This window comes from Actinomadura sp. 7K534 (assembly GCF_004348575.1).
Lineage (GTDB): Bacteria > Actinomycetota > Actinomycetes > Streptosporangiales > Streptosporangiaceae > Spirillospora > Spirillospora livida.
Genome location: NZ_SMKB01000002.1, coordinates 1 through 21,032, shown reverse-complemented (window position 1 = coordinate 21,032; position 21,032 = coordinate 1). Strand labels below are relative to the sequence as shown.

General features: G+C 72.9%; 11 protein-coding genes. 5 read left to right on the top strand and 6 right to left on the bottom strand.

What is annotated here, in order from left to right; translation table 11 throughout:
* Positions 1 to 67 precede the first annotated feature (67 nt).
* Positions 68 to 2,260 (top strand): RNA polymerase recycling motor ATPase HelR, encoded by a 2,193-nt coding sequence (gene helR / locus E1266_RS00770; RefSeq protein WP_132042600.1) that lies wholly within the window; start codon positions 68 to 70, stop codon positions 2,258 to 2,260.
* Here helR and E1266_RS00765 read toward each other — a convergent pair.
* The 4 genes from E1266_RS00765 to E1266_RS00750 form a co-directional block, all read right to left on the bottom strand.
* Positions 2,257 to 2,922: an RraA family protein gene (locus E1266_RS00765; protein ID WP_132042598.1), complete on the bottom strand. Its 666-nt coding sequence runs from the start codon at positions 2,920 to 2,922 to the stop codon at positions 2,257 to 2,259. The genes helR and E1266_RS00765 overlap by 4 nt on opposite strands.
* Before the next feature lie 94 nt (positions 2,923 to 3,016).
* Positions 3,017 to 3,484 (bottom strand): VOC family protein, encoded by a 468-nt coding sequence (locus E1266_RS00760; protein WP_132042596.1) that lies wholly within the window; start codon positions 3,482 to 3,484, stop codon positions 3,017 to 3,019.
* A gap of 69 nt (positions 3,485 to 3,553) precedes the next feature.
* Entirely contained in the window at positions 3,554 to 4,507 is a 954-nt protein-coding gene (locus E1266_RS00755) for a DUF5996 family protein (RefSeq protein ID WP_132042593.1), read from the bottom strand.
* A 142-nt stretch (positions 4,508 to 4,649) separates the two neighbouring features.
* Positions 4,650 to 4,907 (bottom strand): helix-turn-helix transcriptional regulator, encoded by a 258-nt coding sequence (locus tag E1266_RS00750; protein ID WP_207945356.1) that lies wholly within the window; start codon positions 4,905 to 4,907, stop codon positions 4,650 to 4,652.
* 67 nt (positions 4,908 to 4,974) lie between these two features.
* Between E1266_RS00750 and E1266_RS00740 the strand changes: the two genes are divergently transcribed.
* Together E1266_RS00740 and E1266_RS00735 are read left to right on the top strand one after the other, a co-directional pair.
* Complete coding sequence (locus E1266_RS00740) at positions 4,975 to 5,121, top strand: DUF4260 family protein (RefSeq protein WP_132042591.1); 147 nt, start codon at positions 4,975 to 4,977, stop codon at positions 5,119 to 5,121.
* Positions 5,122 to 5,230: 109 nt separating this feature from the next.
* Positions 5,231 to 6,514, top strand: a complete 1,284-nt coding sequence (locus E1266_RS00735; RefSeq protein ID WP_132042589.1) for a glutaminase — start codon at positions 5,231 to 5,233, stop codon at positions 6,512 to 6,514.
* Here the strand turns inward: E1266_RS00735 and sbnB are convergent.
* Together sbnB and sbnA are read right to left on the bottom strand one after the other, a co-directional pair.
* The gene (gene sbnB, locus E1266_RS00730) at positions 6,505 to 7,530 is read right to left on the bottom strand and encodes a 2,3-diaminopropionate biosynthesis protein SbnB (RefSeq protein WP_132042587.1); all 1,026 of its coding nucleotides are present in this window, start codon (positions 7,528 to 7,530) and stop codon (positions 6,505 to 6,507) included. The genes E1266_RS00735 and sbnB overlap by 10 nt on opposite strands.
* A gap of 29 nt (positions 7,531 to 7,559) precedes the next feature.
* Positions 7,560 to 8,528 (bottom strand): 2,3-diaminopropionate biosynthesis protein SbnA, encoded by a 969-nt coding sequence (sbnA, locus tag E1266_RS00725; protein WP_132042585.1) that lies wholly within the window; start codon positions 8,526 to 8,528, stop codon positions 7,560 to 7,562.
* 233 nt (positions 8,529 to 8,761) lie between these two features.
* On the opposite strand from sbnA, the gene E1266_RS00720 reads away from it, so the two are divergent.
* Together E1266_RS00720 and E1266_RS00715 are read left to right on the top strand one after the other, a co-directional pair.
* Complete coding sequence (locus E1266_RS00720; RefSeq protein ID WP_132042583.1) at positions 8,762 to 10,273, top strand: amino acid adenylation domain-containing protein; 1,512 nt, start codon at positions 8,762 to 8,764, stop codon at positions 10,271 to 10,273.
* 447 nt (positions 10,274 to 10,720) lie between these two features.
* Positions 10,721 to 21,032, top strand: a 10,312-nt coding sequence (locus E1266_RS00715) for a non-ribosomal peptide synthetase (protein WP_132042581.1), incomplete at its 3' end; no start/stop codon positions are given.

The window sequence follows — 21,032 nt, the reverse complement described above, 5'->3', positions numbered from 1 at the left end:
GGGTCGTGCCGCACAATCGTGCATCCGAGGCCGCAACCTGCGGAAACGCCAGATCGGAGTTGATCACTTGGAGCCGCTGACCACCGGCGCCTTCGACCTTCCCCGCACCCTCGCCCACAAGGCCGACCCGGCGCTGATCGCCGGAGACGAGCGGCACTTCGCGGCCATCGCGGAGAGCCTGGAGCACTCGATCGCCGACATCTCCGGACGCCTCGACGACGCGCGCATGGCGCCCGGCGGCATCGGCCGGCAGGCCCTGGACCGGGACATGGAGATCCACCGGCTGAGCGGGCGGCTGCGGCTGCTGCGCCGCTTCGGGCTGGACCTCTGCCTCGGGCACTTCGTCCGGGCGGACGACCCCGAGCCCGTGTACGTGGGGCGGCTCGGCCTCAAGGACGGCTCCGGCCGCCGCCTGCTGGTCGACTGGCGCTCCCCGGCGGCGGAGCCGTTCTTCGGGGCGACCCACGCCAACCCGATGGGGCTGGCGAGCCGCCGCCGGTACCGCTGGACCCGCGGCCGGATCAGCGACTACTGGGACGAGGTGTTCACCCCGGACGGCTTCGAAGGGCACGCCGCGCTGGACGACCAGTCCGCGTTCATCGCGAGCCTGGGCGGCCACCGGTCGGCCCGGATGCGGGACGTGCTCGGCACCATCCAGGCCGATCAGGACGCGATCATCCGCGCGGGCTCCCGCGGCGCCCTGGTGGTCGACGGCGGCCCGGGCACCGGGAAGACCGTCGTGGCGCTGCACCGCTCCGCCTACCTCCTCTACTCCGACCCGCGGCTCGGCCAGAACCGGGGCGGTGTGCTGTTCGTCGGGCCGCACCAGCCCTACCTGGCCTACGTCGCGGACGTCCTGCCCAGCCTCGGGGAGGACGGCGTCCAGACCTGCACGCTGCGGGACCTCCTGCCGGAGGGGGCCGAGGCGAGGGGTGAGGCCGACCCGGAGGTCGCGAGGCTGAAGTCGTCCGCGGACCTGGTGAAGGCCATCGAGCCGGCCGTCCGGTTCTACGAGAAGGCGCCCGCCGAGGGGATGACGGTCTCGACCCACTGGTCCGACATCTGGCTGGGCCCGGACGACTGGGCCGAGGCGTTCGCCGCCCCGGAACCCGGTACCCCGCACAACGAGGCGCGCGAGCAGATCTGGGACGAACTGGTCGCCATCCTCACGGACCGGCTCGACGACGACGTCTCACCCGAGCTCCTCCGCAGGGCGCTGGGGCAGGACCGGGAGCTGCTGTCCACCTTCAACCGGGCGTGGCCCGTGATCGAGCCGGCCGACCTCGTCGGCGACCTGTGGTCGGTGCCCGCCTACCTGCGCCTGTGCGCCCCATGGCTCGACCCCGGCGAGGTCCGGCGGCTGCAGCGCGCCGACGCCCACGCCTGGACGGTGTCCGACCTGCCCCTTCTGGACGCGGCGCGCCGGCGGCTCGGCGACCCGGCGGCGTCCAACCGCAAGCGCCGCCATGACGCCGCGCTCGCCGCCCAGCGCGAGCAGATGGCGCAGGTGGTCGACAACCTGATCGACGCCGCGGCGGCCTCGGGCGCCGACGGCGACGACGGCGAGGGCCTGGTGGTGATGCTGCGCGGACAGGACGCCCAGGTCAGCCTGGTCGACGAGAGCGCGCTCCCCGGCACCGACCCCGACCGGCTCGCGGGCCCGTTCGCGCACATCGTGGTGGACGAGGCCCAGGAGCTCACCGACGCGGAGTGGCAGATGCTGCTGGCCCGCTGCCCGTCCCGCAGCTTCACCATCGTCGGGGACCGCGCCCAGGCCAGGCACGGGTTCACCGAGTCGTGGCAGGACCGGCTCAAGCGGATCGGGCTGGACCGCATCGAGTCGGCCTCGCTGAGCATCAACTACCGCACCCCGGAGCCGATCATGGCGGAGGCCGAGCCGGTCATCAGGGCCGTCCTCCCGGACGCGAACGTCCCGACCTCCATCCGCACCGGCGACGCCCCCGTGATCCACGGCTCGACCGCGGACCTGCACTCCGTCCTGGAAACCTGGCTGGCCGAACACACCGAGGGGACCGCCTGCGTCATCGGCGACCCCGCGTTCGAGCCGACCCCCCGCGTCCGCTCCCTGACGCCGGAACTGGCGAAGGGCCTCGAGTTCGACCTGGTCGTCCTCATCGATCCGGAGAAGTTCGGCGAAGGCATCGAAGGAGCGGTGGACCACTACGTCGCGATGACCCGGGCAACCCGCCAACTCGTCGTCCTCGAACGCCATCTCGACGATCTGGAGCAGGCTCGTTAAGGTGCTTCCTCCGTTCGGATCTCTTCGGCGTCCCGGGCGTCCTCGGCCTCGACGGCGTGTGCTTCGGCCAGGACCCGGTCGATGCTGGCGGCCGGGATCACGACCGCGCCGGCGGTGTCGGCGTAGACGTAGTCGCCGGGGGTGATCGTGACGCCGGCGATCTCGACGGCGACGCCTGCCGCGTAGGGCATCACGGTGTCCCCGCCCCACCGGGTCGCCTCACCGCGGCACCAGGTGGCGAACCGGTAGCCGCGCAGCTCGGTGAAGTCGCGCAGTCGCCCGTCGGCGAGGACTCCCGCGATCTGCTGGTGGTCGCCGCGGGAGAGCTTGGTGCCGCCTCCGTGGGATGCGTCGGGGTAGCCGCCGCTGGAGAGCACCAGCACTCGTCCCCGCGGCTGTGCGCCGAGGGCCTGGTAGAACAGCTCGGCGAACCCGGTCCCGGACTGGGGCAGGTCGTCGCGGTAGGGCAGGTAGGCGAGGGTGGAGGCCGGCCCGAACAGCGGCCGGGCCGGATCGGGGCTGGTCAGGGGGAGGATGTGCGCCCGGTGACGGTGGACCCTGCCCATCGCGTCCACCAGTGCCGCGCACCCCAGCGCGGCGGCCTGGGTGAAGCGGTCGCGCGCGTCATCGGCGGCGGCGTCGCTCGTGTCGTCATTGCTCATCGGTCTCGGCCTTCCGCGGTGGCGGGTGTGGGTGGTGGCGTTGCTCGGCGTTGTCGCGCCGGCCGGCCACGGGGGCGGGTAACGCCCGTGTGGCCTACTGTCCGGAGTCGGCCGGCGGGTCGGCGAGGACCCCTTCGAGCATGCCGGTGGCCTGGCCGATCTCGATCAGGTAGCCGTCTGGGTCGCGCATGTAGCAGCGGAGCTCGGCCTTTCGGTCCAGGGGTTCGGTGAGGAACTCGGCGCCTTTGGCGGTGGCCTGGGCGTAGAAGGCGGCGATGTCGGCGACGCGGACGTTGAGAAAACTGGACACGGCGCCGCCTGGCTGCGGGGCGGCCAGGCTGATGTCCGGCTTGTCCGGGGTGGGGCCGCCGCCGGGGTTCATGATGATCCAGCTGTTGGCGATCTTCACGATCCCCGGGTTCTCGTCCAGCACCACCTCACCGCCGAAGACGCCGGCGTAGAAGTCCCGGGAGGCGGCGACGTCGCGGACGGTGAGGAAGTGGGTGAGGATGAGCCCCTCGACGGGGGCGGGCAGGTTGTCGTGGGTCGCTGGGGTGGCCATCGGCATGCTCCTTTGCTCGGTGTCGTCGGACCCTTGGTCGTGCTGGGACTCCAATGTCGCGCGGATGGGTCAGTGTTGCCGCTGCTGGTCCTGCCACCGGGCGGGGTCGTCCTCGAGACTCGCCCGGTCCCAGTTGCCGCGCTCAGCGGCGGCCTCGTAGGTGCTGTGCAGGAACTCCAGCAGCGCCCGGTCGGGGTCCTCGGCGGTGCGCACCGCTTCGTAGGGCAGCAGGAACTGGCCGTTAGCGGTGCTGTAGTAGGCCGCCTCGGGCCCGACCCGGTAGTCGGCGAACCCGTCGGGTTCGGGGTAGGCGTAGGCGTAGAAGGCGCCCTCCTCTCCTCCGCCGGGCCAGAAGCCGCAGCTGCTCAGCTCGCGTGAGTAGCCCTCCACCATCACCCAGTCCCCGCAGTTGGGGGCTCCGCCGGGATGCTCGGGCGCCGGCCGCCCGGAGAACCGGGTGCAGGCCAGGTCCATCGCGCCCCAGAAGAAGTGCACGGGGCTGACCTTCCCGACGAAGTGGGATCGGAACTCGCCGAACACCCGGTGGGCCTGGATCAACTGCCCCCAGAACAGGCGCGCGGCCTCGGGGTCGTAGGAGGCGTGCTCGGTGTCCTCGGCGAACGGGATCGCCGGGTCGACCTCGTTGGGACGGTCCTGGATCTCGACCTGGATGCCCAGCCGGCTCAGCGCCGCCAGAGTCTCCCGGTGGAACCGGGCCACCGGCTTCGGCTCGAGCCGGACGGTCTCGGCGCCTCCGTCGCTCCTCCGGACGGCCAGCCGGTGGTCGACGAAGTCGAACTCGATCTCGAAGAGGCCGTTGCCGTCGGGGATGCTGCCGGTGGTCAGGCCCCGCGGGGTGACGTACAGGGTGACCTGCCACCAATGGTTGACCAGCGGTGCCCGCGACAGCCGGATCTTGCCGACGATCTGGGTCCACATGTGCAGGGTGTCGCGGGTCGCGGTCCAGTCCTCGACCCGCAGCCGGGGCCATCCCCGTCCGGTCGCGGTGAGTTCCCTCGTCATGCTCGCACCTCCTGGTCGGCGGTTCTTCTCAGTGGTGATGCTGCTGCGCGGGGCGGACGCTTCGCGTCGGTGAACGTCCCTGAGTGCCGGCAGACCGGGGTGGTCTACGTAGGTGGGACCGATCGCCGCGTGTCGACGGCCTTCAGGTGAGGCGCAGGTCCTTCAGCTGCCGACGCGAGGTGATGTCGAGCTTGCGGAAGATGCTGCGCAGGTGGGCCTTGATCGTGCGGGGACTGAGGAACAGCTGCGCCACCTCGCGTGAGGTCGCCCCGGTGGCCACCAGCCGCGCGATCTGCAGCTCATGCGGGGTGAGGGCGTCGGTGGGCTGGGCGGTGCGTTTGCGCGGGTGCCCGCCGGTGGCGCGCAGCTCACGGGCCGTACGTCGGGGGCGAAGGGGCACCGCACGGGCTGCCCTGGACGCACGCCGAAGAGGCCGACGACGCCCTGCGCGCCTTCCTGGCGGACCGATGACCGGACAGGTCCGCGTCACCCAACGGGTCGAGGCAGCCTTCCACGTCGGCGTCGACCGCGCGTTGGGGTATGGACTGAAGCTGCCGGACTCTTTCCGGCACACCCATCTCGGAGAGATCGGCAAGAACCCGCCGCACGGCTGACCGGGACGGGAGGCGCGCAGGCGGCAGCGATCCGAGGCGGTCGCCATCGAAGTGACGCGGACCGCTCGGTGGGGCTCCACCGTCGCGGCACATGTATGGGGGGAAGGCTATGAGGTCACCGATTCCCGACTACCTGATCGAGGTGCTCGAGGGAGTCGCATCGAACAGGTCCGGTGCACCGGCGGGATACATCCCCGAACTCGCAGCGGCGGATCCCGAGCAGCTCGGCGCGGTGTTCGCCACAGTCGACGGCGAGATCTACGGCGCCGGCGACATCGATGCCGAGTTCACGATCCAGTCGATCTCCAAGCCGTTCACCTACGCTCTCGCGCTGGCCGATCGAGGCTTCGACGCCGTGCTGGCCAAGGTCGGCGTCGAACCGTCCGGGGAGGCGTTCAACGAGATCTCCTTGGAAAGCGGCTCTGGGCGCCCGCTCAATCCCATGATCAACGCCGGTGCGATCACGACGCACTCGCTCATCGGGTCCGCGGAGCTGGACTCGGCGGAGCGCTTGGAGCGCGTGGTGGCCGGGCTCTCCGCGTTCGCCGGACGCCGGCTGGCGATCGACGAGTCCGTGTGCACCTCGGAGCTGGAGAACGCATACCGCAACCTCGCGATCGCGCACATGCTGCGCAGCCACGACATCCTCACCGAGGACCCGACCACTGTCGTGGCCGGCTACACCCGCCAGTGCTCCCTGCTCGTCACGGCTCGCGATCTGGCCCTGATGGCCGCCACTCTGGCCAACCGCGGAGTCAACCCCGTCTCAGGCGAGCAGGTAGTCCCCGAGTCCGTGATCCGTCAGGTACTGAGCGTCATGGCCACCTGCGGCATGTACGACGCCGCCGGCGACTGGGCCACCCAGGTCGGAATTCCGGCGAAGAGCGGTGTGGCCGGGGGGCTGATCGGCGCCCTGCCAGGCCAGATCGGCATCGCGACGTTCTCCCCCCGGCTGGATCCCCACGGGACCAGCGTTCGCGGAGTGTCGCTGTTCGAACGGTTCTCGGCCGACATGGGGCTGCATGTGATGGAGGTTCCGGCGGCTGCACGCGCGGTCATGCGATCCAACCACGTCGTCGGCACCGGTGCGGATGCGGTACGGGTGCTCCGACTGCAGGGCGGGCTCCGCTTCGCCGGAGCCGAGAGAGTGGTTCGAGAGGCCGTGGACATCGAGTCGGCCGAGGCCCGGGTGGCCTTGGATCTCACGATGGTCTACTCGGTCGACGACGTCGCCAGGCGCATGCTGCTGGAGGTCGTGCGTCGACTCGCGCTCGATGGCCGGTCCGTCTACGTCGTCGACCCCGAATCGATGCTCGGCGATCCTGACACGGGCGACGGCCGAGTCATCGTCGTCAGCGACCTCGCCGACGCCCGGGCGGCGGATCAGCCGTAGCGGCTCAGGTCGTGGAAGAAGCCTGGGACGGTGTGGAGGGCGCCGGAGGCGGTGACCTCGTTGTAGACGTAGCGGGCGACGGCCAGGTCGAGGACGCCCAGGCCGAAGGGGGAGAAGACGACGGGCTTGTCGGCGGGCGGGGTGGTCTTGCCGGTGAGGACGTCGTACAGGGTGCCGTCGACGAAGTCGCGGTTGCCGACCTGCTGCTCGGCCAGGTGGGGGGACGTGTTGGCCTTCATGCAGTGCTCGACGTCGTCCACGATGTTGCACGACGACAGGATGATCTCGGGGGACAGGTCGCGCAGCGAGATGTGCAGGACGAGCGGGTTGTGCGCGAACCAGGCCGGGTCGGCGACGTGCGGCTCGCCGGCGACGGTGGCGAAGACGACCAGGTCGGACGAGCGGATCAGCGACTCGGCCGAGTCGTGGACGGTGATGTCGCCCTTCTCCGAGCGCTCCAGGTAGCCCTTGAAGCCCGCCGCGTGGTCGGGGGACAGGTCGTGGACGCCGAGCGCGTCGAACGTGAAGCCGTTGCCCGCCAGGTAGGTGTGGATGTAGCGGGCGATGAGGCCGACGCCGACGAAGCCGATCGTGCGGGGCCGGTCGCCGCGGGCGTCGGCCAGGGTCGCGGCGGCGAGGGCGGCGGACGCGGCGGTGCGGGCCGCGCTGATGATGGAGCTCTCCAGGCACGCGAACGGGTAGCCGGTCTCGGCGTCGTTGAGGATGAGCACGGCGGACGCGCGGGGGATGCCGTTCGCGACGTTGCCGGGGAAGCTGGAGATCCACTTGATGCCGTGCACGCCGACGTCGCCCTCGACGGAGGCGGGCAGCGCGATGATCCGGTCGGCCGGGCGGTCGGGGAACCGCAGGAAGTAGGAGTCGGGGTTGACGGTCCGCCCCTCGCCGTGCAGCCGGTAGGCGGCCTCGACCATCCGGGTGACCTGCTCCTCCCGCCCGGCGACCGCGTCGTGGACCTGGGCGCCGGAGATCACGGCGAATGAGGGGGCCTGCGTCATGAAAGTGCTCCGTGTTCCGACCGGGATGATCAGTGCTCGAGGATATCGGGCGGCAGTTCGCCGAAGTGCTCCCGTACCCAGCTCTCCTCGTAGATGGAGTCCAGGTAGCGCTCGCCGAGGTCGGGGGCGATGGCCACCGCGACCGGGTCCTCGCCGGGGTACTTGGCCTCCAGCCAGCGGCACGCCCCGGACACGACGGTGCCGGTGGAGCCGCCGAACAGGAACCCCCGCGACGACAGGGCGCGGACGGTCCGGATCGTGTCGGGCTCGGCGACGTGCACCACGTCGTCGACGAGCGACTCGTCCACCAGGTCGGGCTTGCTGCTGGTGCCGAGGCCCGGCACCATGCGGCGCTCGGGGATGCCGCCGAACGTGACGGAGCCGACCGCGTCCACCGCGACGATCGTGACGGGCCGGTTCCGCTCGCGGAAGTACCGGGCGCAGCCCATCAGCGTGCCGGTGGTGCCCGCGCCGACGAAGAGAACCTCCAGGTCGGGGAACTCCCGGTCGATCGATGGAGCGGTCCCGCGGTAGTGGGCCAGCCAGTTGTTCCGGTTGGCGTACTGGTTCAGCCACACGTACTGGCGGCCGGACTCGCACAGCTCCCGGACGTGCGCGATGCGGCCGCCGAGGTAGCCGCCGTTGTCGTCCTTGTCGGACACGACGCGGACCTCGGCGCCGAGCGCCCGCATGACCCGCATGGACGCCGGGTTGCAGCGCGGATCGGTGACGCACACGAACTTCAGCCCCCGGCTCGCCGCGATCAGGCTGAGCGCGATGCCGAGGTTCCCGGACGAGGACTCCACGATCACCGAGTCCGGGGTGAGCGCGCCCTCGGCCTCCGCCGCCTCCACCATCGCGGCGGCGGCCTTCAGTTTCACCGAGCCCGCGAAATTGAAGCCCTCGCATTTGAGGTACAGCGGACGGTCGATCACATGCCGCAAGTCGACGTAAAGGTCGTCGACATTGAATTCCTGCGGCGAGGTTATTATGGGCACGCTGTCACCCTCAAATGAAGAAGCAATTCCCTCATCATCCCCGAAGTTCGCCGCGGGCACGCCTGGCCATGGCGGCTCATCACGGTACCTGCGTGCATCTTCCCCCCGCAACCCCCTACTTACCGACCGGTAGTGACGAATGCGAGATGCTTCTGTCAGGGCGCGGATAAGCTATGGCCCCCGCTTGTTTTGGTCGATGACAGCGGAGAAGTCCTACCTCACGGAGAGTAATGATGAGTGCTCGCGGACCCGCCGTGGACCGGCTGCTCCCCCTGGCCGGGCTGCCCGCCCTGGACGTGCCCGCGGCGGAGCTGGCGCGGGCCCGCGAGCTGACCGCCCGGCACGGGATGGCGCGCGAGGCGGACGTCGACCTCGCCGACCCCGTCATCACGCGGGTGGAGCGGTTCGCCGCCGAGCGCGACCGTCCCGCGATCACCGACGACGGTGCCCGCGTGCTCTCCTACTCCGGCCTGGCCGCGCAGGCCCGCCGGCTGGCCGCGCTGCTTGAGGACGAGGGGGTCGAGCCCGGCACGGTCGTCGGCGTCGGCGGCCCCCGCTCGGCGTCCGTCATCGCCGCGTTCCTCGCGATCGAGCTGGTCGGCGCCCTCTACGTGCCCGCCGACGAGACGTGGCCCGCGGGGCGCGTCCGCGACGTCCTCGACCAGGCCGGGGCTTCGGTGCTGCTGCTGGCGGACGACGGCGCCGGCGACGCGGAGGCGCTGCGGCAGGGCGCCGCGGACGCCGGCTGCCGGGTCGTGCGGATCGCCGCGGCGGACGGCCTCGAACCGTGGCCCGGCGAACCGCGCCTGCACGCCCTCGACCAGCCCCGGTACGTCCTGTTCACCTCGGGGTCGACGGGCCGTCCGAAGGGCGCGGTGGTCGAGCACCAGGGCATGGTCAACCACCTCTGGGCCAAGATCGTCGACCTGGAGCTGACCGGCGCGGACGTCGTGGCGTTCACCGCCCCGCTCGGCTTCGACATCTCGATCTGGCAGATGCTGTGCCCCCTGCTGCTGGGCGGCCGGGTGGACGTCGTCGGCGACGACGTCGCGCACGACCCCGTCGCGTTCGCGCGGGCCGTGGACGACCGGGGCATCACGATCGTGGAGCTCGTCCCGACCATGGTCAGGCACCTCCTGGACGACCTCGCGCCCGGCAGCCTGCCGAGTCTGCGCTGGATGATCGCCACGGGGGAGGAACTGCCCGCGGAGCTGTCCCGGCGCTGGCTGGACGCGATGCCGCACGCCCTGCTCCTGAACGCCTACGGCCCCACCGAGTGCTCCGACGACGTCACCCACCACACGGTGACGGCCGGCGACCTGCGGCTGCTGCGCCTCCCGATCGGGACGCCGGTCGTCAACGCCCGCCTGTACGTGCTGCGGGAGGAGGACGACGGGACGTGGGCGGCGTGCGACGCGGGCGAGACCGGGGAGCTGTTCGTCGGCGGCGTGGTCGTCGGGCGCGGCTACCTGGGCAACGACGAGCGGACGCGCGAGGCGTTCTACCGCGACCCGTTCGGCGACTTGCCGACGGGCCGCCTCTACCGGACGGGCGACGCGGTGCGGCTGCTCGGGGCGGGCGAGGGCGGCGAGGACCGCCCCACCCTGCAGTACCTCGGCCGCGTCGACCGGCAGGTCAAGATCGCCGGGGTGCGGATGGAGCTCGGGGAGATCGAGGCGGTGCTGCAGCGGCACCCCTCGGTGGGGGCCGCCGCGGTCGTCGTGCACGAGTACCCGGCCGGGTGAATGTCACGCTGCGTAATCGCTTTGTGTGGTATGTGTTGTCAACCTTTGTCACCCGGCGAGCGTCGCGCGGCGCGCCGCCAGGACGCTCACCGGCCGTTTTGTCACTCCTGTTAGCAATGGGGCGGGTCAAGTTCTGCTTTTGAGGGGATTGCGAGGCATGTGACGGGCTGGTTGACTGTGGCTCCGCTACTCCTGAGTAGAGCATGGGTCCAGAGCGGTCCCGGTCGAGGGCGGAAAGCGGCGGCGCTCTGTATTGGCGGGACCACAGGGCGTTCAGTCCCGGGTTCACGCGGGCCGATCGCGTTCCCGGAAAGGCTCGGGGTGAAAGGGGACGGGGAACAGCCCGATTTGTGTGGTCATTCTCTTTAGTTTTCTGCCCGCCGGCGCCGGGCCGGTGCCGATGGCGGGCGTAAAGCCAACCCCCTTCGACCGGGAAAGTGCCGCTTGATGTCCACCGAGTACGTTCCTCTTTCGGCCGCTCAGCGGAGCGTCTGGTACGCGCAGCAACTGGCGCCCGAAACGCCGATCCACATTGCGCAGTACATCCAGATCGAGGGACCGGTCGACCACGGGCTGTTCGACCGGGTGGCGCGCATCGCCGCGCACGAGTCGCTCGCGATGAACGCGCGCATCGTCGAGGTGGACGGAATTCCGCACCAGATCCTCGACCCGGACGCGACGGCGACGATCCCCCTCGTGGACCTGTCCGGCGAGCCCGACCCGGACGCCGCGGCGCGGGCGTGGATGAAGGAGCGGATGGCCGAGCCGCTGCCGCCGGACGGCGGGCGGCTCCACCGCACGGCCCTGCTGCGGCTGTCCCCGGACCTGCACCGGTGGTTCCTGCGCGCCCACCACACGACGCTGGACGCCTACAGCGGCCTGATGATCAGCCGCCGCGCCGCCGAGATCTACACCCTGCTGGCCAACGGCGGCGAGTACGAGCCGGGCGAGCTGGGCGACTTCCGGGCGGTCCTCGCCGAGGAGGACGCCTACCGGGCGTCGGAGAAGTTCGAGCGCGACCGCGCCTACTGGCTGGAGCGGTTCGCCGACCGCCCCGTCGCGGTCTCGCTGGCGGACGGCATGGCCGAGCCGACCGCCGACTACCTGAGCCGCAGCACCGTCGTCCCGCCGGACGGGACGGCGGCGCTCGCGGCCGGCGCCCGCCGGCTGCGCACCGCGGCGCCGGGCCTGGCGATCGCCGCGACCGCGGCCTACGTGGCGCGGATGACCGGGACCGAGGACGTCATCCTCGGCCTCGCGGTCAGCGGGCGGGCCTCCGCCGCGTCGCGCGAGACGCCCGCGATGCTGTCGACGGTGCTGCCGCTGCGCGTGCGCGTCCGGCCCGACATGACCGTGGAGGAGCTGGTCCGGGCGGCGACGCGGGCGAGCGCGCGGGTGCTGCGCCACCAGCGGTACCGCCGCGAGGACCTGCTGCGCGACCTGCGGCTGCTCGGCGAGCGCCGCCGCCTGCACGGTCCGGTCATCAACGTCATGGCCTTCGACTACCGGCTCGACTTCGCGGGCCTGCCGGCGCGGGCGCACGCCATCACGACCGGCCCCATCGACGACCTGTCGATCAACATCTACGACAACTTCGACGGGACGGGGATGCGCGTCGACTTCGACGCCCACCCCGACCTCTACGCCGGGGACGAGGTCGCGACGCACCTGGAGCGCTACGTCCGGCTGCTGCGCACCCTCGGTGCCGCCGACCCGGCCACGCCGCTCCGCGAGATCGGGCTGCTGGACGACGCCGAGCGGGCCCGCGTCCTGGAGGAGTGGAACGGCACGGCGCTGCACGTCGAGCCCGCCGTCGTCCCCGAGTTGTTCGAGGCCCAGGCCGCCCGCACCCCCGGCGCGCCCGCCGTCACCCACGGCGACACCACGCTGACCTACCGGGAGCTGGACGAGCGCGCCAACCGCCTCGCCCACCACCTGATCGCCCGAGGTGTCGGCGCCGAGGACTTCGTCGCGCTGGCCCTGCCGCGGAACGCGGACCTGGTCGTCGCCGCCCTCGCGGTGCTGAAGGCGGGCGCCGCGTACCAGCCGGTCGACCTGGCGTACCCGCCCGGCCGGATCGCGTACATGCTGGAGGACGCCGCCCCGGCCTGCGTCATCACGACGTCCGGCGCGGACCTGCCCGGCGCGACCCCGCGCGTCCCGCTGGACGGCCTCGACCTCGCCGCGTACCCGGCGACGGCCCCCACGGACGCCGACCGCGTCCGGCCCCTCCGCCCCGGCAACGCGGCCTACGTCATCTACACGTCCGGTTCGACGGGCCGCCCGAAGGGCGTCGTCGTCTCGCACGCCAACGTCGTCGACCTGTGCGCCTGGGCGAACGAGGACTTCGGCCCGGAGCGCCTCGCCCGGGTGCTGTTCTCCACGTCGCTGAACTTCGACGTGTCGGTGTTCGAGTGGCTGACCCCCCTCACCGCGGGCGGGCACATCGAGGTCGTCCGCGACCTGCTCGACGTGGCGGAGCGCGGCGGCTGGAAGGGGACGCTGATCAGCGGCGTCCCGTCCGCGATGTCCGCGCTGCTCGCCACGGGCTCGCTCCACCTTGAGGCGGGGGACATCGTTCTCGCCGGTGAGGCGCTCCCGGCGCGGCTCGTCCACGACCTGCGCGCCCTCGCCCCGGACGCCCGCATCTCCAACATCTACGGCCCCACCGAGGCGACCGTCTACGTCACCGCCTGGTTCGACGACGGCAACACCGGCGGCCACGCGCCGATCGGCGCGCCGCTCGCCAACACCCGCGCCTACGTGCTGGACGCGGCCCTCGAACCCGTCCCGGCCGGGGTTCCCGGAGAGCTGTACCTGGCGGGGGACGGGCTGGCGCGCGGCTACCTGAACCGCCCTGAGCTGAGCGCCGACCGGTTCGTGGCGTGCCCGTTCGGTAAGCCGGGTGAGCGGATGTACCGGACGGGCGACCTCGTCCGCTGGCGTCAGAGCAGTTCCCGGGGGGCGTGGGGGGTCGCCCCCTCACAGGGACACGACGCCGGCCAGATCGAGTACCTCGGCCGCCTCGACCACCAGGTGAAGGTGCGGGGCTTCCGGATCGAGCCGGGCGAGATCGAGACGGCGCTGTCCGCGCACCCGGCGGTGACGCAGAGCGTCGTCGTCGCCCGCGAGGACGCCGCCGGCGACACCGTCCTCGTCGGCTACGCCGTGGCGGACGGCGCCGACCCCGCCGAGCTGAAGCGGTCCGTCGCGGCGGTGCTGCCCGAGTACATGGTGCCGTCCGCGATCGTCGTGCTGGACGCGATGCCGCTGAACCCGAACGGCAAGCTCGACCGCGCCGCGCTGCCCGAGCCGGTCCTCGCCCCGGCCGCCGCGGGCCGCGGCCCGCGGAACGCCCGCGAGGAGATCCTGTGCGCGGCGTTCGCCGAGGTGCTCGGCGTGGAGCGGGTCGGGGTCGACGACAACTTCTTCGACCTCGGCGGCGACTCCCTCAAGGCCACCCGCGTCGTGTCCCGCGTCCGCTCGGCGCTGAACGCCGACCTGGCCGTCCGCGCCCTGTTCGAGGCGCCGACCGTCGCCGCGCTCGCGGAACTGCTGGCGGAGACGGGCGCGGGCGCCAGGTCCAGGCTGGTCCCGGCCGAGCGCCCCGAACTCGTCCCCGTGTCGTACGCGCAGCGGCGGCTGTGGTTCATCCACGACCTCGAAGGCCCCTCCGCGACCTACCACATCCCGATCCCGCTGCGGCTGACCGGTGCGTTCGACCTGGCCGCCGTCCGCGCCGCGATGCGCGACGTGATGGCGCGGCACGAGTCGCTGCGCACCGTGTTCACGGTGGTCGAGGGGGAGCCCTACCAGCGGGTCCGCGCGCTGGACGAGATCCGCCCCGAGCCCGAGGTCGCCGACTGCGACCCGGCCGGCCTCGACGCGGCGGTGTTCGCGGCGGCGACCCGCGGGTTCGACCTGGCCGCCGAGGCGCCGGTCCGCGCGCACGTCTTCCGGATCGCCGACGACGACCACCTGCTCCTGCTGGTGCTGCACCACATCGCCGGCGACGGCTGGTCGATGGAGCCGCTCGCCGCCGACCTCATCACCGCCTACGCCGCCCGCGCCGCCGGCGAGGAGCCGCGGTGGGCGCCGCTGCCGGTCCAGTACGCCGACTACTCCCTCTGGCAGCGGGAGGTCCTCGGCGACGAGACCGATCCGGGCAGCGTCGTCGCCCGGCAGCTCGCGTACTGGCGGACGGCGCTCGCCGGGATCCCCGAAGAGCTGGGCCTGCCCGCCGACCGGCCCCGCCCGGCGCGCGCCACCTACCGGGGCGCCCAGCACGCGTTCGCCCTGCCGCCCGGCCTGCACGCCGCGCTGGCCGCGCTCGGCCGCGACCACCGCGCCAGCATGTTCATGGTGGTGCAGGCCGCGCTCGCCGGGCTGTTCACCCGGCTCGGCGCCGGGACCGACGTCCCGATCGGCTCCCCGGTCGCGGGCCGCCCGGACGAGGCCCTGAACGACCTGGTCGGCGTGTTCGTCAACACGCTGGTGCTGCGGACCGACACGTCCGGCGACCCGTCGTTCGCGGAGCTGCTCGCCCGCGTCCGCGACGCCGACCTCGCCGCCTTCGCCCACCAGGACGTGCCGTTCGAGCGGCTCGTCGAGGTCCTCAACCCGCAGCGGTCGATGGCGCGGCACCCGCTGTTCCAGGTGATGATCTCGATGCAGAACGACCCGTCCGCGCGGGTCGCGCTGCCGGGCCTGACCGTCGCGCTGGAGCCCGTCGACCCGGGCGTGTCCCGCTTCGACCTCGCCCTCCTCGTCGACGAGCGGCACGACGCCGCCGGCGACCCGGCCGGGATCGAGTGCCGGCTGGAGTACGCGCTGGACCTGTTCGACCCGGAGACCGCCGCGTCGATGGCCGCCCGGCTGGAGCGGCTCCTCGCCCAGGTCGCCGCCGACCCGTCCCTGCCGCTCAGCGCCGTCGACCTCCTGGACGACGCCGAGCGAGACACGCTCCTGAACGACTGGAACGACACCCGGCTGCCCGTCGCGTCCGCCGTCGTCCCGGACCTGTTCGAGGCGCAGGCGGCCCGCACACCGGACGCGACCGCCGTCATCGCGGGCGACACGCGGCTCCGCTACGCCGAGCTGAACGACCGCGCGAACCGCCTGGCCCGGTGCCTCATCGAGCACGGCGTGGGCCCCGAGGACTTCGTCGCCCTCGCCCTGCCCCGCGACGCCGGCCTGGTGGCCGCGGCGCTGGCCGTCCTCAAGGCGGGCGCCGGGTACCAGCCGATCGACCCGGCGTACCCGGCCGACCGGATCGCCTACATGCTGGAGGACGCCGCCCCGGCCTGCGTCATCACGACCCGCTCCGTGGAGCTGCCCGGCGGCACGCCCCGGATCGAGCTCGACGCGCTGTCCCTCGACGGGTACCCGGGGGAGGACGTCACCGACGCCGAGCGCGTCCGGCCCCTGCACCCGGGCAACCCGGCGTACGTCATCTACACGTCCGGTTCGACGGGCCGCCCCAAGGGCGTCGTGATCTCCCACGCGAACGTCGTGGACTTCTGCGCCGAGTCGATGGCGAGCTACGGCCCCGACCGGATGCGCCGCGTCCTGTTCTCCACGTCCCTCAACTTCGACGTGTCGGTGTTCGAGTGGCTGGTGCCGCTCACGATCGGCGGCGAGATCGAGGTCGTCCGCGACCTGCTGGAGATCGCCGAGCGCGGCGGCTGGTCCGGGACGCTGATCAGCGGCGTGCCGTCCGCGGTGGCGGTGCTGCTGTCGCGCGGCGGCCCGGACGGCGGGTTCCGGCTGGACGCCGGGGACGTGGCGCTCGGCGGGGAGGCGCTGCCGCCGCAGCTCGTCCGGGACCTGCGGGCGCTGCTGCCGGACGCGCGGATCTCCAACATCTACGGCCCCACCGAGGCGACGGTCTTCGTCACCGGCTGGTACGACGACGGCAACACCGACGGCCACGCCCCGATCGGCCGCCCGATGGCCAACACCCGCGCGTACGTGCTGGACGAGCGGCTGCGGCCGGTCCCGGTCGGCGTGCCCGGGGAGCTGTACGTGTCCGGCGACGGGCTGGCGCGCGGCTACCTGCGCCGGCCCGCGCTGACCGCCGACCGGTTCGTCGCCTGCCCGTTCGCCGGGCCGGGGGAACGGATGTACCGGACGGGGGACCTGGTCCGATGGAACCGCGCGGGGCACATCGAGTACCTCGGCCGCCTCGACCACCAGGTGAAGGTCCGCGGGTTCCGGATCGAGCTCGGCGAGATCGAGACGGTGCTGTCGGACCACCCGGCGGTGGCGCAGAGCGTCGTCGTCGCCCGCCGCGACGCGGTCGGCGACAACGTCCTCGCCGGATACGTCGTCGCGTCCCCGGGCGGCCGCGTCGAGCCCGCGGAGCTGCGCGCGTTCGTCGCGAGGACGCTGCCGGACTACATGGTGCCGTCCGCGGTCGTCGTGCTGGACGCGATGCCGCTGAACCCGAACGGCAAGCTCGACCGCGCCGCGCTGCCGGAGCCGGACTTCGCCGCGTCGCTCACCGACCGCGGCCCGCGCGACGCCCGCGAGGAGATCCTGTCCGGGATCTTCGCCGACGTCCTCGGCCTGGACCGGGTCGGCGTCGACGACGGGTTCTTCGACCTCGGCGGCGACTCGCTCAAGGCGACCCGCGTCGTCGCCCGCGCCCGCGCCGCGCTGGACGTGGAGCTGCCGGTCCGGGCGCTGTTCGAGGCGCCGACCGTCGCGGGCCTCGCCGAGCACATCGCCTCCGCGACGGCCGCCGCGCGCCCGGCGCTGCGGCCCGCCGGGCGGCCCGACCCGCTGCCGGTGTCGTACGCGCAGGAGCGGCTCTGGTTCCTGAACCGGCTCGAAGGGCTGACCGCCACCTACAACATGCCGATCCCGCTGCGGCTGACCGGCGCGGTCGACCACGACGCGATGCGGGAGGCGCTCCGCGACGTCGTCGCCCGGCACGAGTCGCTGCGCACGCTGTTCGGCGACGCCGACGGCGAGCCGCACCAGGTCGTCCTGGCACCCGGCGACGCCGACCCGGTGCTGACGGTCGGGGAGACCGACGACGTGCCGGGCACCCTCTTCACGGACGCCACGCGCGGCTTCGACCTGGCGAACGAGCTGCCGATCCGCGCCCACCTGTACCGGCTCGGCGCGGACGAGCACCTCCTGCTGATCGTCATGCACCACATCGCGGGCGACGGCTGGTCGATGGCGCCGCTGGCCCGCGACGTGATCACCGCCTACCTGGCCCGCCGGCACGGCCGCGCCCCCGAGTGGGCGCCGCTGCCCGTCCAGTACGCGGACTACGCCCTCTGGCAGCGGGAGCTGCTCGGTTCCGAGCGCGACCCGGCGAGCCTCGCCGCGCGGCAGATCGCCTACTGGAAGGACGCCCTCGCCGGGCTGCCCGGCGAGATCCGGCTGCCGGCCGACCGGCCGCGGCCGGACCGCGCGTCCTACCGGGGCGCGCAGGTCCCGTTCGAGGTCCCCGCCGAGCTGGCGGACGGGCTGCGCGCGCTCGCCCGCGACCACCAGGTCAGCGTGTTCATGGTCCTGCACGCGGCGCTCGCCGCGCTGCTCACCCGGCTCGGCGCCGGCACGGACGTGCCGATCGGCTCGCCGGTCGCGGGCCGCACCGACGAGGCCCTGGACGATCTCGTCGGCGTGTTCGTCAACACGCTGGTGCTGCGGACCGACACGTCCGGCGACCCGTCGTTCGCGGAGCTGCTCGCCCGCGTCCGCGACGCCGACCTCGCCGCGTACGCGCACCAGGACGTGCCGTTCGAGCGGCTCGTCGAGGTGCTGAACCCGGTGCGGTCCCTGTCCCGGCACCCGCTGTTCCAGGTCATGCTGACGCTGCAGAACAACCCCGAGGCGTCGGTCGAGCTGCCCGGCCTGAACGTCGCCGTCGAGCCGGTGGACGCCGGGGTCGCCAAGTTCGACCTGGAGTTCCTGCTGGAGGACGCCCGCGACGGCGGGGGCGGGTTCGCCGGAACCCTCGAATACGCCCTCGACCTGTTCGACCGGGACACCGCCGAGCGCCTCGCCGGCTGGTTCCGGCGGACTCTGGAGGCCGTCGTCGCCTCCGGCGCGGCCGTCACCGTCGAGGGTCTCGACCTCCCCGGCGCCCCCGCCGACTCCGTCCGGGAGCCGGCGGCCGAGGCGCCGGCGGTCGAGGGACCGGTGGAGAAGCGGCTCGTCGCGTACGTGGTCGCCGCGCCCGGCGAGGCGCCCGACCCGGAGGAGCTGCGCGCGCACATCCGGGAGAGCCTGCCGGAGTCGATGGTGCCCGCGGCCGTCGTCGTCCTGGACGAGATGCCGCTCACCCCGAACGGCAAGGTCGACGTCAAGGCCCTGCCGAAGCCGGAGCTCGCGGCCGCCCCGGCGACCGCGTACCGTGCCCCGTCCGGCGAGACGGAGGAGGCCGTCGCGGCGGTCTTCGCCGACCTCCTCGGCGTCGACCGGGTCGGCGCGGACGACGACTTCTTCGCGCTCGGCGGCAACTCGCTCATCGCGATGCGGGTCGTGAGCCGCGTCCGCCGCGTCCTCGACGTGGAGCTGCCCGTCCGCGCGCTGTTCGAGGCGCCGACCGTCGCGGGCCTCGCCGCCCTGCTCGGGCGCGGCGCGCGGCACGAGCCGGGGCGCCCAGTGCTGGAGCGGCGGGAGCGGCCCGCCGCGGTCCCGCCGTCGTACGCGCAGCAGCGGCTCTGGTTCCTCAACCGGTTCGAGGGGCCGTCGGCCACCTACAACATGCCGACCGCGCTGCGCATCCGCGGCCGGTTGGACGTCGCCGCGCTCCGCGCCGCCATCGGCGACGTCGTCGAGCGGCACGAGACGCTCCGCACGGTCCTGCCCGACAGCGGGGGAGTGCCGCGCCAGCTCGTCCTGGACCCGGCCGCGGCCCGCCCCGAGCTGGAGGTCGCCGACACGACGGAGGCGGAGCTGCCGACGCGGCTCGCCATGGCCGCCGGGTACGCCTTCGACATCTCCGCCGAGCCGCCGCTGCGCACCCACCTGTTCCGGCTCGGGCCGGAGGAGCACGTCGCGCTGCTGCTCATGCACCACGTCGCGGCCGACGGGTGGTCGATGGCGCCGCTGGCCCGCGACGTGATCACGGCCTACGCGGCCCGCGCCGGCGGGAACGCGCCGCGGTGGGCGCCGCTGCCCGTCCAGTACGCCGACTACACGCTCTGGCAGCAGGACCTCTTCGGTTCCGAGGACGACCCGGACAGCCTGATCTCCCGGCAGATCGCCTACTGGAAGGACGCCCTGGCCGGGCTGCCGGAGGAGCTGCGGCTCCCCGCCGACCGGCCGCGCCCGGCGCAGGCGTCCTACCGGGGCGGCACGGCCCGCTTCCGGCTCGGCCCCGACGTCCACGGGCCGCTGCTCGCCCTCGCCCGCGCGACCGGCGCCAGCCCCTTCATGGTCGCCCAGGCCGCGTTCGCGGGACTGCTGACCAGGCTCGGCGCCGGGACCGACGTGCCGATCGGGTCGCCGATCGCGGGCCGCTCGGACGAGGCCCTGGACGACCTCGTCGGCATGTTCGTCAACATGCTCGTCTTCCGCACCGACACGTCGGGGAACCCGTCGTTCCGCGAGCTCGTCGGCCGCGTGCGGGAGACCGACCTCGCCGCGTACGCGCACCAGGACGTGCCGTTCGAGCGGCTCGTCGAGGTGCTGAACCCGCCGCGCCACCTGGCCCGGCACCCGCTGTTCCAGGTGGGGCTCACCTTCCAGAACAACCCCGAGGCGCGGCTGGAGATGCCGGGGTTCAGCGCCGCGGTGGAGCCGCTGACCTCGGGCGCCGCCCGCTTCGACCTGCTGATGATCCTCACCGAGCGCGAGGACGGGCTCGACGGCGAGCTGGAGTACGCGCTCGACCTCTACGACCCGGCCACCGCGCGGCGGCTCATCGAGCGCTTCGAGCGGTACCTGGCCTCGCTGCTCGCCGACCCCGACGCGCCCATCGGCGCGGCCGACGTCCTGTCCGGGGACGAGCGCGCCGAGATCCTCGGCGACTGGGCCGGGGGACGCGCCCCGGTGGCGGAGCGGAGCACGATCCCGGCGCTGTTCGAGGCGCAGGCGGCGGCGCGTCCGGACGCGCCCGCGGTGACGTGCGACGGCGTGTCCTGGACGTACGGCGAGGTGAACGCCAAGGCCAACCGCCTCGCCCGCCGCCTGGTCGAGCAGGGCGCGGGCCCGGAACGCTTCGTGGCGCTGTCGCTGCCGCGTTCGGCGGACCTCGTGGTAGCGCTGTTGGCGGTGCTGAAGACGGGCGCGGCGTACGTGCCGATGGATCCGGACTATCCGGAGGACCGCATCGCGTACATGGTCGAGGACGCCCGGCCGGTGCTGACCATCGGCCCGGACGACCTCGATGCCACCGGATACGACGACACCGACCTCGGTGCGGCCATCGACCCTGAGCATCCGGCGTACGTCATCTACACCTCCGGTTCGACGGGTCGGCCCAAGGGCGTCGTGGTGCCGCACCAGAACGTGGTGCGGCTGCTGCGCTCGACGGAGCAGTGGTTCGACTTCGGCCCGGACGACGTGTGGACGCTGTTCCATTCCTACGCGTTCGACTTCACGGTGTGGGAGCTGTGGGGTTCGCTTCTGTACGGCGGGCGTCTTGTCGTCGTCCCGTACATGACCTCGCGTTCGCCGCAGGACTTCCTGAAGCTGCTGGTGGACGAGCGCGTCACCGTCCTGAACCAGACCCCTTCGGCCTTCTACCAGCTCATGGCGGCCGACAGGGACGACCCCGGTTCCGACCTGGCCCTCC